Raw genomic sequence first — 14166 nt, 5'->3', positions numbered from 1 at the left:
CTCACGTGTTCTTGAACTTTCCGCGCCACACCAGTACGGCGAAGAACGGCGCCCCCAGCAGCGAGACGACGACCCCGGCGTCCAGTTCCCCGGGCCGCACCACCAGGCGTCCCACGATGTCGCAGACCAGCAGTACCACCGCGCCGAGCAGACCGGCGTACGGCACCAGCCAGCGGTAGTCCGGCCCGGTGAGGTACCGCGCGACATGGGCCACCATGAGCCCGAGGAAGGCGATGGGACCGCAGGCCGCGGTGGCCGCGCCCGCGAGCAGGGTGATGGCGACGATGCCGGCCGTCCGGCTCCGCGCGACGTTCACCCCGAGCCCGCGTGCCACGTCCTCACCGAGGTTGAGGAGGTTGACGGCGGGCAGCGTGGTGAGCGCGAGCAGCAGCCCGGCGGCGATGAACGCCGACACCGGACCGATGACGTCGAACCCGACGCCGGCCAGCGAGCCCGCGTTCCAGAACCGCAGCGCGTTCAGCGAGGCCTTGTCCGTCAGTGAGACCGCCGTGGTCATCGCCGCGAGGAAGACCGCGATCCCCTGGCCGGCCAGGGCGAGGGTCAGCGGGTTGCCCGCCCCCCGGCCGATGCTCGACAGCCCGAACACCACGGCACCGGCGAGCCCGGCGCCCAGGAAGGCGAGCCAGACGTAGAGGAACGGGTCGGTCAGGCCGAGCAGGGCGATCGCCGAGACCACGGCGAAGGAGGCGCCGGCGTTGATCCCCAGCAGCCCGGTGTCGGCGATGGGGTTGCGGGTGTACCCCTGGATCAGCGCCCCGGCGGCCCCGAGGGCGATGCCCGCCACGACCGCGAGGACCGTGCGGGGCACCCGCACGGTCCGCACGATGAGCCTGATCTCGGTGAGCCGCTGGTCGGCCTCGGGTGCGGCCGTCAGCCCGTGCCAGACCTCGGCGGGGGTCAACGCCCGCGCGCCGACGGCCAATGAGGCCGCCGCGGCGAGCACGAGCAGCACCGCGAGTACGCCCAAACCGGCAACCCGTCTGCGACGGGCCTCCGTCGTGCCCCCGGGCGCGGGGCGCTCAACCGCAGTCGTGGTCATGGCGACGTACACTAACGCGCGCCGCCGCCGGCTCCGTCGGCGATGGTCCGGGCCTCGTCGGAGGCGGACTTCAGGTTCCGGTCGACCAGGGACTCCAGGATCTCGCCCACCCTGATCGCGGTGTTGGAGAGCAGCGACGACGTGATGCCGTGCGTGTGCTCGGTACCGCCCTGGAGGTAGATGCCGCAGCGCAGTGCGGGGTCGGTGGCGACGCGGTAGTCGCGCTCGACCCGCACCAGGCCCTCGTCGTCGCGCAGGCAGCGGTCCGCGACCTCGCCGAGCAGCCCGAGGGGGTCGGCCGGGAGGTAGCCGGTGGCGAAGACCACGACGTCCGCGTCGAGGAGCGTCTCCTCGCCGGTGACCAGGGAGGTCACGGTGGCACGGACCCGGTCGGAGGTCTCCTTGACGTCGGTGAGCCGGGAGACGTTGAGGAAGCGCAGCCGCTCGGTGCCGAGGACCTTCTCCCGGTACATCTGCCGGTACAGCTCGTCGATCAGGTCGATGTCCACCACGGAGTAGTTGGTGTTGCCGTGGTAGTCCATCAGCCGGCGTTTGACGCTGCCGGGCGCGGCGAAGTAGTCGTCCACGGCGGCCGGGTCGAAGATCCGGTTGGCGAAGCCGCTGTCGTCGGCGGGACTGTAGCCGTAGCGGGCGAAGACCGCGCACACCTCGGCCCCGGGGAAGCGGCGGTGCAGGTAGGCGACGTTCTCGGCGGCGCTCTGTCCGGCGCCGACGACCACGAACCGGGAGGGCGAGGTGCCCTCCAACGCGTCCACCCGCGCCAGCAGTTCGGAGTTGTGCCAGATCCGGTCGCCGCGCTCGACGCCCTCCGGCATCAGGGGGCGCAGGCCGGTGCCGACGACGAGGTTGCGCGCCCGGTGCACCTCCAGGCCCTGGCCCGAACGGACCGTCACCTCGAGGTGGTCGACGGCTCCGTCGCGCTCCACGGGTGCGACGCCGACCACCTCGTGGCCGTAGGAGACCTGGTCGTCGACCTTGGCGGCGGCCCACTCGAAGTAGTCGTGGAACTCCACGCGCAGCGGGAAGAGGTTCTTGTGGTTGATGAAGTCGATCAGCCGGCCCTTGCTCTGCAGGTAGCAGAGGAAGCTGAACTCGCTGGCCGGGTTCCGCAGTGTCACCAGGTCCTTGAGGAAGGACACCTGCATCGTCGCGTCGTCGATCAGCATGCCGCGGTGCCAGCCGAAGCGGGGCTGCTGCTCGAAGAAGCGGGCGCTGACCGCCTCCTGAGTGCCGGCCTGTGCGTTGTGCTCGCGGATCGCGATCGCCATGGCGACATTGGACGGGCCGAAGCCGATGCCAATGAGGTCGTGGACCAGCGTTGCGTCATCAGGAAGAACCTGTGACATGTCACTCCCATCGTGCGGGACAGTCGCCTGTGAGGCCTGGGGGGATGCCGGAATGGGACATGCCGACGGAGCCGCCCGCCGGAAACTTAGGTGAGCCTAAGCTAAGCCTTTGAAGCTGTCGATAGGGCGAACCGGAGCGCACGGCCACCAACTGGGCTGTTGCGCACCGACGTTGCACACTAAGGTACGCCTTGCTCAACTTGCCGGGTCAGCCCCTGCCTTGAGGAGGTACCCCATGCGGGTCGTCATGTTCGGTTACCAGACCTGGGGGCACCGGACCCTGCAAGCCCTCCTGGACTCCGAACACGACGTGGTACTGGTCGTGACCCACCCCAGGAGCGAGCACGCCTACGAGAAGATCTGGAGCGACTCCGTCGCCGACCTCGCCGAGGAGCACGGCGTCCCCGTACTGATCCGCAACCGGCCCGACGACGACGAGTTGTTCGAGCGCCTCAAGGACGCGGACCCGGACATCATCGTGGCCAACAACTGGCGGACCTGGATCCCTCCGCGCATCTTCGGGCTCCCCCGTCACGGCACGCTCAACGTGCACGACTCGCTGCTGCCGAAGTACGCCGGGTTCTCCCCGCTGATCTGGGCCCTGCTCAACGGCGAGTCCGAAGTGGGCGTCACCGCGCACATGATGAACGACGAGCTGGACGCCGGCGACATCGTCCGGCAGGAGGCGGTGCCGGTCGGACCGACGGACACCGCGACCGACCTCTTCCACAAGACGGTCGACCTCATCGCCCCGGTCACCGTGGGCGCTCTGGGCCTCATCGCCGCCGGGCAGACCGAGTTCACCAAGCAGGACCGGTCGCAGGCGAACTTCTTCCACAAGCGGTCCGCCGAGGACATCCGGATCGACTGGAACTGGCCGGCCGAGGACCTGGAGCGCCTGGTCCGCGCCCAGTCGGAGCCCTACCCCAGCGCCTTCACCTTCCACCGGGGCAGGCGGCTGGAGGTGCTCGCCGCGGTGGTCTCGCGGGGCCGCTACGGCGGTACGCCCGGCCGCGTCTTCTACCGCGAGGGCGACGGCGTGGTGATCGTCGCCGGAGCCGACGCCCGGGCTGGCCGCAGTCACGGCCTGGCCATCACGCGGGTGCGGACGGAGGACGGCCGGGAGCTGTCCGCGGCCGAGTACTTCACCTCGATGGGCGGCTATCTGACCAGCCGCCCGTGACCGGCCCCGCATGACGGACGGGGCCCGGCCGTGCTGCCACGGCCGGGCCCCGCCCCGTACGACCGGTCGCGGTCTCAGCCGCTCTTGCGCCGGAACGACCGCTGGCCGGCGGCCGGACCGTGGGTGCCGCGGATCTTCGCCACGTCGGCGTTCGAGGCGAGGGCCGCGGCCTCCGCCTGTTTGCCGCGCTTGCGCTCCAGGGCCTCGCGGAACTTGCCCTTCAGGTCGTACTGACCGTCCTCGTCGGGTGTCAGGGCGGGGCGCTCGTCCTCCGCCGGTTCCGAACCTGCCTGCGATGAAGACTCTTCAGTCATGACGACCTCCTGGGCTCGGACAATCAGGAGCACAGCTTGTCACGGCCGGCGACCCGGAACCACCGAAAATGTCCCCGGCCCGGCCGGCAGGGTCACCGTGTACTGACTCAGGTACGTGTCCAGGTAGGGCGAGCGGTCACCGGGGGTGGCGACGTCGTCGGCCGGGTCGTCGAGGGCGAGCCGCAGCCCGGCGTCACTGACCCGGATGGTCTCGCCGGAGGGGGTGTCCCGCCACGACCCGGTCTGGATCGACCCGATCTCCACGGCCAGCACGTGCCCCGCGGCCAGGGTCCAGTCGGTGGCCTTCAGGTCGACGGCCAGCCGGCCGGAGTCCACCAGGGAGACCTGTTCGTCGAACATGACGGCGGTGCCGTCCGGGGCGACGTCGTACAGCTTGACCATGACGTTGCCCTCGCCCTTCGCCTTCAGGGACAGCCGAGGGGTGCCGGTGACCCGTACGGGCCTCCTCAGCGGCTCGGACCACACGAAGAAACTGGAGGCGACCTCACCGTCCCGCTGACGCTCCGCCAGCTCCGCGGCCAGTCCTTCCGGGGCCGGGCGCTCGATCGCGGGGGCGTTCTCCATGTCCCACCGTCCGGTCGGCTGCGGCGGTGCCGCGGGCGCCGGCCGCCCCGGTGCGGCCAGCGCCGCGCGGGCGGACGCCCCGCCGTCGTCGACGTAGGAGCCGTCACCGAGCGGAAGGGTCACCGACCGCTCCGTGACGGGCCAGGTGCGCTGGGCGCGCCAGGCGCCGGTGGAGTCCTCGACGGCGTAGGCCGGGTAACGCACCGACGGCCGCACGCCCTTGAGGTACTGGTCGTAGAACGACAGGGTCTCCTCGTACCAGCCCTCGCGGCCCATCGCCAGGCGGCCGTCACCGGTGCGGTCCCCGCCGCGCACGTGGTCCCACTGGCCGACCCAGCCGCGCTCGGGGCCCCTGTGGTTGTCGAGGTACTCCTCCATCTCCTCGGGCTTGGTGTTGTTCTCGATGAAGCCCTGCGTGACGAACAGCGGGGTGTCGCTGCCCTTCGCCATCCTCGCCAGGTCACGGGAGGTCCAGTGCTCGTCCCGCTGGTCGGATATCCGGTAGCCGGCCGAGTTCTCGGTCAGGCACTCCGGATGGGTCTCCTCGTGGAGCGCGGCCGCCCGGTAGCGCGGGTCGTCGTCCGGCATGGGCGCCATGGTGGCGATGGAGTTGTAGGCGTTCGCCGTTCCGGTCACGTTCGGGCGGGGCACGCCGTTGGAGTAGATGTACTGGTACATGTCCCACAGCGGCTCCTGGGCTACGACGGCCTTGAGCGCACGCTGGTCCAGGTTGTTGCCGATGAGGCCGGTGACGGCGTCGTACGACTTGCCGTACATGCCCACCGCGCCGGTGGACCACGGCTGCCGGGAGGCCCAGTCGATCGCCGCCCGGACGTCCGCCTGTTCGCCGGGGCCGCCCCAGTCGAGGCAGCCGGTGGAGCCGCCGAAGCCGCGCAGGTCCACCATGACGAAGGCGTAGCCCTGGTCGAACAGGTCGGTGCCCTCGATGAAGTCCTGGAACCGGGCGGAGGGGCCGGTGTGGGTCCAGCCCTCCGGCCCGGTCTGGCCGGCGTGGGCGAAGTACGGGCCGACGGACAGGATCACCGGCACCTTCTCACGCCGTGTCATCCCCTCGGGCAGCAGGACGTCGGCGTGGAGCCGGGTGCCGGAGCGGTCGGCGGACGGGAAGTAGTGCTGGGTCCAGACCGAGCCCTCCGGGACGCGGTCGTTCTCCTCGTGCGTGACGGGGTCGGCCGTGGTGGCGGCCGGTCGGGCCTGTCCCTCGTGCGCGGCGACGGCGGGGCCGGCGAGACCGGCGGTCAGGGCGAGGACGGCGACCAGGGCCGAGGCGCTTCGGACGACGGCGCGACGTGCTCTCACATGCTCCTCCTTGGACGGTGGGTGCAGGTGGTGAGGTGGTGCAGGATGGTGCGGATGGCGTAGATGGCGCAGGTGGTAGCGACGGTGCAGGCTGCTGTGCAGGTTTAGCAGTGAAGCCCTCGTACGTCGATGGGGCGTCCGACTCCGGCTCTGCCGTGGGCAGATACCGCCCGCCTCGCCCACGCTCCCCGTGAACATGGGGAGATGGCGACGAACACGGCGGTACTCCGCCTCGACCTGGGACACTTCATCCGGCCGGCCGAGGAGACCGGCGGGTCGCGGCCGCGCGTCGAGCCCGTGCTCGCGTATCTGGTGCGGCACGAGCGGGGGCTCCTCCTCTTCGACACCGGGATGGGTCACGCCGACGCCGGAACCGAGGCGCACTACCGGCCACGGCGGCGTGCGCTGCCGGCGGCGCTGTCCGCGGCGGGAGTCGCCCCCGACGAGATCACCCTGGTCGTCAACTGCCACCTCCACTTCGACCACTGCGGCGGGAACCCCCTGCTGGCCGGCCGGCCGATCCTGGTGCAGGGCGTGGAGCTGGCCACCGCCCGCGCGGGCGGCCACACCTTCGACGCACTCGTCGACTTTCCCGGCGCGGTGTACGAGGAGCTGACCGGTGAGGCCGAGGTCTGGCCGGGTGTCCGGATCGTCCCGACGCCCGGGCACACCGCGGGGCACCAGTCGCTGGTCGTCGGGCAGGACGACGGCACCGTGATCCTCGCGGGGCAGGCTCACGACTTCGCGTCGGAGTTCGGCTCGGACCAGCTGGCCCGCGAGGCCGCGCTGCACGGCACGGCACCGCCGCTCCCGGAGTACCGGCCCTGGCTGGACCGGCTCGCCGACTTCGACCCCCGGCGCGTCCTCTTCGCCCACGACTGCTCGGTCTGGGAACCCTCGCGCCCGCCCGGAATCGCCCGCACCGCGAACCCTGCCTAGGGTTGAGAACGCCGGCCGAACCGGAGTACTTGCCGATCGCGATCGCGGGAGAGTGGGGCGACATGGCGCGCGGTGTCGAATCGATCCGGCGGACCGCTCTCGGTGCCGTCGGCGCCGTTCTGCTGGTGATCGGCGTCGCCCTGCTGGTGCTGCCCGGCCCGGGCCTGCTGCTCGTCTTCGCGGGGGTGGTGCTGCTCTCACGCGCGATCCCGGCCCTGGACCGGTTCGTCGCTCCCGCCCGGACCCGGGCGATGCGCGCCGCCGAGGAGAGCGTCTCCTCCCGCTGGCGGATCGCCGGGGCGGTGGTCGTGGGTCTGTTCCTCCTCGCCGCCGGCGTGGTGTGGGGCCTGTTCCCCGAGCTGCCGTTCTCCGGGTGGGCCACCGGGGCGAGTCTGATCATCTCCGGCTGCGTCCTCTTCGCCCTGCTGGTGTGGAGTCACCGCCGTGTTCAGGCGCAGCGCCGGGAGTCGGAGCCTCCCGTGGACCGCGCGCGTTGACCAAACGGGACAGCGTTCCGTATATTAAACGGGACATCGTTTCGTTTCCTGCTGCGCGAAGGACACCTCACCGTGCACGCCACACTTCCCACACCCGTGCTCTCCGTCGCCCCCGTCACGCTGCCCGCCCCCGGCCGAGCCGTGGACCTCCAGGCCCGGGTCTCCGCGCCCGTCACCGGCAGCGACCTGCCGGTGGTGCTCCTCTCGCACGGACAGGGCCGGTCGAACCACCTCTCCTCCCTCAACGGCTACGCACCCCTCGCCCACTACTGGGCGGCACACGGCTTCGTCGTGATCCAGCCGACCCACCTCAGCTCCAGGAGCCTCCGCCTGGACCCCGGCACCCCCGGCGCACCCATGTTCTGGCGCTCCCGCGCCGAGGACATGACACACGTCCTCGACCGGCTCGACGTCCTGGAGGAGGCGGTCCCCCAGCTCGCCGGCCGGCTGGACCGGGACCGGGTCGCCGTGGCCGGGCACTCGATGGGAGGGCACACCGCGAGCCTGCTCCTTGGCGCCCGGCTCACCGATCCGGACGACGGCACGGAGGTGGACCTGACCGAGCCCCGCATCAAGGCGGGCGTCCTGCTGGCCGCGCCCGGCCGGGGCGGCGACGCCCTCAGCGGTTGGGCGGCGGCGAACCTGCCGTTCCTGCTGTCCACGGACTTCTCCACGATGACGACGCCCGCGCTCGTGGTCGCCGGCGACAAGGACGACTCGGCCCACCTGACGGCCGGCGGGCCCGGGTGGCACGCCGACCCCTACTCCCTCGCCCCGGGCCCCAAGTCCCTGCTCACCCTCTTCGACGCGGAGCACGGGCTCGGCGGGATCGCCGGGTACGACGTCGCCGAGACCACCGACGAGAACCCCGGGCGAGTGGCCGCGGTGCAGCGGCTCACCTGGGCCTACCTGCGCGGCGCGCTGTACGCGGAGGACGCGGCCTGGCGGGCGGCGTGCGAAGAACTGGCGGCCGGACCGAACGCGTTCGCGCGCCTCGAGTCCAAGTAGTTCCCCAACCTCCGGGCGGGGCAGCGCACTTCGAGCGCCGGGAACTTTGAACACATCGATGACAAAGTATGGACATGCCAAGCGGAAGTCTCCTACCTTTGCGGCGGAACCACCGTCCTGCCGCTCATGACCGGAGCGCTTCCGGCACGGTCCGGTCCCCACCCACTGGAGGACCAATGCCCCCACGGCTGTTCTCACGCGCCCGAAGACACCTCATCCTCCTGCTGGCCTCAGCAGTGTCCGTCGGCGGCGTCCTGGCGGCCCCGGCCTCCTCCGCGGCCCCGGCGGACATCCCGCCGCAGGAACCCGGGGTCACCATGCGGGTGTTCGACGTCCAGACGCCCCTGAACGAGCTGTGCACCCTCAAACCGGGCCAGACCCCCAACCACGACAAGCTGATGCCGACGGTCGACTGGTCCAGTACGGCCGACTTCGGCGGCATCGCCGACAACTTCGTGACGGAGGCGTCCGGTTACCTGGTCGCCCCCCGCGACGGCACCTACGCGTTCCGGCTCGTCAGCGACGACGGCTCACGGCTCACGCTGGACGGCGCCACGGTCATCGACCACGACGGCCTGCACGGCGCCGAGCCGAAGGACGGCACGGTCGAACTCACCGCCGGCGCGCACCCGCTGCGCGTCGAGCACTTCGACCGCGGCGGCGGCCAGCAGCTGCAACTGTCCTGGATGCCGCCGGGCGAGAGCGCCTTCAGCGTCGTACCGCGGGAGGCACTGAGCACCGACGCCGGGGTCGTCCGGGTGACGGCGCCGGGCCGCAAAGAGTGCGAGGCGGGCACCGACACCCCCGGCGACGGTCTGCCGCTGAACTCGGTACGCCCCGACCTCACCCTCACCGACCTGCGCCCCGACGGATTCGAGCCCCAGGTCACCGGCATGGACTGGCTGCCCGACGGACGTCTCGCGATCAGCACCTGGGGCGGCACCGACAACGTTGCCGGGGAGGTGTATCTCCTCGACAACGTCACCGGCGCGACCGGCCGCGACAAGGTCACCGTCAAGAAGGTGGCCGAGGGGCTGCGCGAGCCGATGGGCATCAAGTACGTCGACGGCGCCCTCTACGTGTCGCAGAAGCACGAACTCACCCGGCTGGTCGACGAGGACGGCGACGAGGTGACCGACGAGTACCGCACGGTCGCCACCTGGCCGTACGGCGGCAACTTCCACGAGTTCGCCTTCGGGCTGCTCTACCGCGACGGGTACTTCTACGTGAACCTCTCCGTCGCCATCGACCTCGGCGGCGCGACCACCACGCCGCAGCCCGCGCCGGGCCGCGGGACGACGTACCGAATCAGCAAGAAGACCGGGAAGATCAGCCCGGTCGCGGGCGGACTGCGCACGCCCAACGGCATCGGCTGGGGCCCCGGCGGCGACCTCTTCGCCACCGACAACCAGGGCGGATGGCTGCCGTCCTCGAAGCTCGTCCACGTCAAGCAGGACCGCTTCTTCAACCACTACACCGAGCCCGCGGGCCCCTTCGAGAAGTCCCCGGTCACCGAGCCGGTGCTGTGGCTGCCGCAGAACGAGATCGGCAACTCGCCCTCCACGCCGCTGTACGTGAGCAAGGGCACCTTCGCCGGTCAGATGCTGATCGGCGACGTCACCTACGGCGGCCTCCAGCGCGCCTACCTGGAGAAGGTGAGGGGCCAGTACCAGGGCGCCGTCTTCCGCTACACCCAGGGCCTGGAGGCCGGGGTCAACCGGATCTCCGTCGGCCCCGACGGCGCGGTCTACGCCGGCGGTCTCGGCGCGGACGGCAACTGGGGGCAGGAGGGGAAGCTGAAGTTCGGTCTGCAGAAGCTCACGCCGAACGGCGGCAACACCTTCGACATCCAGAAGATGCGGGCCGTACCGGGCGGCTTCGACCTCACGTACACGCAGCCGGTCTCCGAGGAGACCGCCGCGGAACTCGCCGACCGCTACCAGGTCGAGCAGTGGGGCTACACCCCGACCGCCGACTACGGCGGCCCGAAGATCGCCGAGGAGGAGCTGAACGTGCGTTCGGCGACCCTCTCCGACGACGGGCGGACCGTGCGGCTGCGACTGGACGGGCTCGAGCCGGACCGCGTGGTGCACGTGCGCTCCCCGCGGCCCTTCAGCTCGGCGTCCGGTGAGGCGCTGTGGAGCACCGAGGCCTGGTACACGCTCAACGAGATGCCCGGCAAGCAGCCCCCGCCGGCCACCCTGTACGAGGCCGAGGAGGCGCGCCTGACGGGCAAGGCCGGCATCAACACCGACCACGCCGGCTACTCCGGCAGCGGGTTCGTCGACCGCTACGCCACCGAGGGCGAGGTCTCCACCACGTTCGACGTGACCGTCCCGAAGTCGGGCACCTACGACGTGGGCCTGCGCTACTCCAACGGCCCGAACCCCTTCGAGGGCACCAAGTCGCTGTCCCTGTACGCCAACGGGAAGAAGGTGCGGCAGACGCGGCTCGAGTCCACCGGGGACTGGGACACCTGGTCCACGCGCACGGAACGGCTGAAGCTGCGCGCGGGCCACAACACGGTGTCCTACCGGTACGACGCCGGGGACACCGGCCACGTCAACCTCGACCTGGTGACCGTGCACCCGCGGGGCGCCCGCGTCTCGCTGTTCGACGGCACCGCGGCCTCGCAGGAGCAGTGGCAGCACACGGACGGGCGGCGGGTGGCCTGGCCGCTCGCCGAGGAGAAGTCGATGGAGGTGTGCTGCGGCGACATCCGCACGAAGGACGCCTACCAGGACTTCAAGCTGCACCTGGAGTTCCGCGTCCCGCTGCTGCCGCCCGACGTGACCGGCCAGGACCGCGGCAACAGCGGCATCTTCCTCCAGGACCGCTACGAGCTGCAGATCCTCGACTCCTACGGTGACACCACCCTGGACACCAACGAGGCAGGCGCGATCTATCTCAAGAAGGCGCCCGACACCAACGCGGCGACGGCCCCGGAGACCTGGCAGACGTACGACGTGGTCTTCCGTGCCGCCCGCTTCGACGACAGCGGCCGCAAGACCGCCGACGCGCGGGTGACGGTGGTCTGGAACGGCGAGAAGGTCCACGACGACATCGTTCTCGACGGGCCCACCGCCTCCGGCCGGGCCGAGACACCGGCGGCCGGGGCGATCCGGTTGCAGGACCACGGGAACAAGGTCCGTTTCCGGAATATCCGGGTGGAACCGCTCACCTGACCGGCGAGCGTGCGGGGCGGCCCCCTGACGGCCGCCCCGCGTCTCCCGCTCCGGGTCCGAGGACGTCGCTCGGTAGGGTGAGTGGCCGAGGCCCTGCACATCGAACGAGGAGCGGCATGAGCGAGCCGGCGTCCATCGCCCTGCAACTGGAGATCGCCCGGGAACTCGAGGTCGCGGAGACCTTCGACGCCGACCGGGAGATCGAACGCCGGGTGGCCTTCCTGGCCGACCGGCTGACCTCCACCGGGCTGCGGTCCCTCGTGCTCGGCATCAGCGGAGGTGTCGACTCCACCACCGCGGGCCGGCTGTGCCAGCTCGCCGTGGAGCGGGCCCGGGCCGCGGGTCACGAGGCGCGCTTCTACGCGATGCGGCTGCCGCACGGCGTCCAGGCCGACGAGCACCACGCCCAGCTCGCGCTCTCCTTCATCCAGGCCGACCAAGTGCTGACCGTCGACGTCCGGCCCGCGAGCGACGCGGCGCTCGACGCCCTGCTCGCCGCCGACGTGGCGTTCCGCGACGACCACCACCAGGACTTCGTGCACGGGAACATCAAGGCCCGGCAGCGCATGATCGCCCAGTACGCGGTGGCGGGGGCGCACCAGGGCCTCGTCGTCGGCACCGACCACGCGGCCGAGGCGGTCTCCGGTTTCTTCACCAAGTTCGGCGACGGCGCCGCCGACCTGGTGCCGCTGACCGGTCTCACCAAGCGCCGTGTGCGGGCCCTGGCGGACCGGCTGGGAGCGCCCGCCGAGCTGGTGGGCAAGGTGCCGACGGCCGATCTGGAGTCCCTCGACCCCGGCAAGGCCGACGAGGACGCCCTCGGCGTCACCTACGACGAGATCGACGACTTCCTGGAGGGCAAGCCGGTCAAGGACGACACCTTCCAGAAGATCGTCACCCGCTACCGCCAGACCGACCACAAGCGCAGGCTGCCGATCGCGCCCTGAGCGGCCGGTCTCAGACGGCCGTGGACGAGAGCGGGTACCGGACGTCGGTCAGCCGCTCCGACAGATCCCACAGCCGGCGGCCGGTGGCTTCGTCGTCCGCCGCCGGCGACAGCCGTACCCGTGTCGGTCCGCCCCGCAGCTCGCCCGGGCCGTCCGGGCCCAGGAAGTCGCCGCTCAGCGCGCCCGGGTCGGTCGCCGCGTACAGCTGCGGGAGGGCGCCCCGTTCGGCGGACTGGGCCAGCGGAAGGAGTATGCGGCCGAACAGGAGCCGCACAGTGGCCACCGGCGCGCTCGTCTGCAGGCCGGTGGCGCTGTAGCCGGGGTGCGCGAGGACGCTGCGCACCGGGCTGCCGGCCCTGGCCAGTCGCCGGTGCAGCTCCCGTCCGAAGACGGCGTTCGCGAACTTCGACTGGTTGTAGAACGCCATGGGTGAGTAGTGGCGTTCCCCGGTGAGGTCGTCGAGGAAGAGGCGCCCCTGCCGGTGGTTGGCGGACGTCACCGTCACCACACGGGGGTCCCGCGCTCCGGCGAGCAGGTCCATCAGCAGGCCGGTGAGCGCGAAGTGACCCAGGTGGTTGCAGGCGAACTGCGACTCGTGCCCCTGCGCGCTCAGTCGCCGGGGCGGCGCCATGATGCCGGCGTTGTTGACGAGCACGTCGACCCTCGGATGGTCGGCACGCACCCCCTGGGCGAAGGCCCGCACCGAGTCGAGGTCGGCCAGGTCGAGCCGGCGCACCTCGAGACGGGCGCCCGGCGTCCCGGCTGAGATCCGCGCGACCGCCCGCCGTCCCTTCTCCTCGTCGCGTACGGCGAGGATCACCTGTCCGCCGCGCTCGGCGAGTGCCCGGGTGGTCGCCAGGCCCAGGCCACTGCCGGCGCCGGTGACGACGAACACCCGTGTGGTCTGGTCCGCGATCCGCTCGGCGGTCCAACGTCGCTGCTGTGTCATTTGACTCACCATGCCGTCTGTGGCACCAAGTGTCAACAGAGCACCCGAGTGCCATTCAAGGCATGGAGGTACGATGAGCCGGTGAACACTCGCCCCGAAACCAGCCTGGCCCAGCGCAAGCGTCAACTCGTCTCGGACGAACTGACCGAGGCGGCGCTGCAACTGCTGGCCTCGAAGGGGTTCGACGCGGTCACCATCGACGAGATCGCGAGCACGGCGGGAGTGTCCAAGAGGACGTTCTTCCGGTACTTCGCGTCCAAGGAGGACGTGGTCGTCCAGTTCCTGACCGACATGGGCGCCGGCATCCACCGGGAGCTGGCCGACCGCCCCACCACGGAACGCCCCTCCGTGGCGCTGCGGAACGCCCTTTCCGCCCCCGTCGCCGCCTGCGCCGATCACTCGGACAGAGCATTGCGGGTGGTCCAGCTGATTCTGCGCACTCCGGCCCTGCACGCCCGCTTCCTGGAGCGGCAGGGACAGTGGCGCGAGGACCTGACGGCGGAGCTGGCCCGCCGCCCGGGCCCCGCCCCGGACGTCGACCTCTATCCCCAACTGGCCGCGGGGATGGCGCTGACCGCGTTCAACACCGTGCTGCACCGCTGGAGCGACAGCGACGGCACCGAGGACCCCGCGGCCCTGACCGAGCGGGCCTTCGCCGTCATCGCCCCGGCGCTCGACGCCGTCCGCCCGCAGGCGTGAGAGGAAACGCACGGCATCCGCATACGAGGTGACCGCTCGTCACGCTTGTCCTTTATGTGCGGTTTGCCGGAAGCGACCTTAATCTGTCCGAGGAGAGGCTCGAACAGTCGACA

At 71.2% G+C, this 14166-nt stretch carries 12 protein-coding genes; 7 read left to right on the top strand and 5 right to left on the bottom strand.

The window, feature by feature from the left end; genetic code table 11:
• Position 1: 1 nt before the first annotated feature.
• The gene (locus tag ACGF3J_RS23735) at positions 2-1060 is read right to left on the bottom strand and encodes a FecCD family ABC transporter permease (protein ID WP_386930993.1); all 1059 of its coding nucleotides are present in this window, start codon (positions 1058-1060) and stop codon (positions 2-4) included.
• A gap of 11 nt (positions 1061-1071) precedes the next feature.
• Complete coding sequence (locus ACGF3J_RS23730) at positions 1072-2427, bottom strand: lysine N(6)-hydroxylase/L-ornithine N(5)-oxygenase family protein (RefSeq protein WP_393854683.1); 1356 nt, start codon at positions 2425-2427, stop codon at positions 1072-1074.
• Between the two features lie 235 nt (positions 2428-2662).
• Between ACGF3J_RS23730 and ACGF3J_RS23725 the strand changes: the two genes are divergently transcribed.
• Positions 2663-3610 carry a methionyl-tRNA formyltransferase gene (locus tag ACGF3J_RS23725; RefSeq protein ID WP_393854682.1) on the top strand — a complete coding sequence of 316 codons (948 nt, stop codon included), beginning with the start codon at positions 2663-2665 and terminating at the stop codon, positions 3608-3610.
• Between the two features lie 74 nt (positions 3611-3684).
• On the opposite strand, the gene ACGF3J_RS23720 is transcribed toward ACGF3J_RS23725, so the two are convergent.
• Both ACGF3J_RS23720 and ACGF3J_RS23715 read right to left on the bottom strand, forming a co-directional pair.
• Positions 3685-3924 (bottom strand): DUF5302 domain-containing protein, encoded by a 240-nt coding sequence (locus tag ACGF3J_RS23720; RefSeq protein WP_161331582.1) that lies wholly within the window; start codon positions 3922-3924, stop codon positions 3685-3687.
• A 39-nt stretch (positions 3925-3963) separates the two neighbouring features.
• A complete protein-coding gene (locus ACGF3J_RS23715) occupies positions 3964-5829 on the bottom strand; it encodes a CocE/NonD family hydrolase (RefSeq protein WP_393854681.1) in 1866 nt (621 codons plus the stop codon).
• 204 nt (positions 5830-6033) lie between these two features.
• On the opposite strand from ACGF3J_RS23715, the gene ACGF3J_RS23710 reads away from it, so the two are divergent.
• The 5 genes from ACGF3J_RS23710 to nadE all read left to right on the top strand — a co-directional run bounded on the left by ACGF3J_RS23710 (position 6034) and on the right by nadE (position 12405).
• Positions 6034-6768: an N-acyl homoserine lactonase family protein gene (locus ACGF3J_RS23710; protein WP_393854680.1), complete on the top strand. Its 735-nt coding sequence runs from the start codon at positions 6034-6036 to the stop codon at positions 6766-6768.
• A gap of 62 nt (positions 6769-6830) precedes the next feature.
• Entirely contained in the window at positions 6831-7265 is a 435-nt protein-coding gene (locus ACGF3J_RS23705; RefSeq protein WP_393854679.1) for a PGPGW domain-containing protein, read from the top strand.
• Positions 7266-7313: 48 nt separating this feature from the next.
• A complete protein-coding gene (locus ACGF3J_RS23700; RefSeq protein ID WP_393854861.1) occupies positions 7314-8273 on the top strand; it encodes an alpha/beta hydrolase family protein in 960 nt (319 codons plus the stop codon).
• A 176-nt stretch (positions 8274-8449) separates the two neighbouring features.
• Positions 8450-11458, top strand: a complete 3009-nt coding sequence (locus tag ACGF3J_RS23695) for a family 16 glycoside hydrolase (protein WP_393854678.1) — start codon at positions 8450-8452, stop codon at positions 11456-11458.
• A 116-nt stretch (positions 11459-11574) separates the two neighbouring features.
• Positions 11575-12405, top strand: coding sequence for an ammonia-dependent NAD(+) synthetase (nadE, locus tag ACGF3J_RS23690; RefSeq protein ID WP_393854677.1), 831 nt, complete (start codon positions 11575-11577; stop codon positions 12403-12405).
• A gap of 10 nt (positions 12406-12415) precedes the next feature.
• Here the strand turns inward: nadE and ACGF3J_RS23685 are convergent, their stop codons facing one another.
• On the bottom strand, positions 12416-13354 hold the full coding sequence (locus tag ACGF3J_RS23685; protein ID WP_393854676.1) for an oxidoreductase: 939 nt from the start codon (positions 13352-13354) through the stop codon (positions 12416-12418).
• A gap of 81 nt (positions 13355-13435) precedes the next feature.
• On the opposite strand from ACGF3J_RS23685, the gene ACGF3J_RS23680 reads away from it, so the two are divergent.
• The gene (locus ACGF3J_RS23680; RefSeq protein ID WP_393854675.1) at positions 13436-14053 is read left to right on the top strand and encodes a TetR family transcriptional regulator; all 618 of its coding nucleotides are present in this window, start codon (positions 13436-13438) and stop codon (positions 14051-14053) included.
• The last annotated feature ends 113 nt before the right edge of the window (positions 14054-14166 follow it).

It is taken from the genome of Streptomyces sp. NPDC048171 (genome assembly GCF_043202655.1).
In the GTDB taxonomy this organism is placed as follows: Bacteria; Actinomycetota; Actinomycetes; order Streptomycetales; family Streptomycetaceae; genus Streptomyces.
This window is presented reverse-complemented; position numbering and strand designations above follow the sequence as displayed.

Coding starts and splice junctions, on each gene's coding strand:
- nadE (WP_393854677.1), top strand. CDS start 11,575: ATGAGCGAGCCGGCGTCCATCGCCCTGCAACTGGAGATCGCCCGGGAA.
- ACGF3J_RS23685 (WP_393854676.1), bottom strand. CDS start 13,354: ATGACACAGCAGCGACGTTGGACCGCCGAGCGGATCGCGGACCAGACC.
- ACGF3J_RS23730 (WP_393854683.1), bottom strand. CDS start 2,427: ATGTCACAGGTTCTTCCTGATGACGCAACGCTGGTCCACGACCTCATT.
- ACGF3J_RS23710 (WP_393854680.1), top strand. CDS start 6,034: ATGGCGACGAACACGGCGGTACTCCGCCTCGACCTGGGACACTTCATC.
- ACGF3J_RS23725 (WP_393854682.1), top strand. CDS start 2,663: ATGCGGGTCGTCATGTTCGGTTACCAGACCTGGGGGCACCGGACCCTG.
- ACGF3J_RS23695 (WP_393854678.1), top strand. CDS start 8,450: ATGCCCCCACGGCTGTTCTCACGCGCCCGAAGACACCTCATCCTCCTG.
- ACGF3J_RS23720 (WP_161331582.1), bottom strand. CDS start 3,924: ATGACTGAAGAGTCTTCATCGCAGGCAGGTTCGGAACCGGCGGAGGAC.
- ACGF3J_RS23705 (WP_393854679.1), top strand. CDS start 6,831: ATGGCGCGCGGTGTCGAATCGATCCGGCGGACCGCTCTCGGTGCCGTC.
- ACGF3J_RS23735 (WP_386930993.1), bottom strand. CDS start 1,060: ATGACCACGACTGCGGTTGAGCGCCCCGCGCCCGGGGGCACGACGGAG.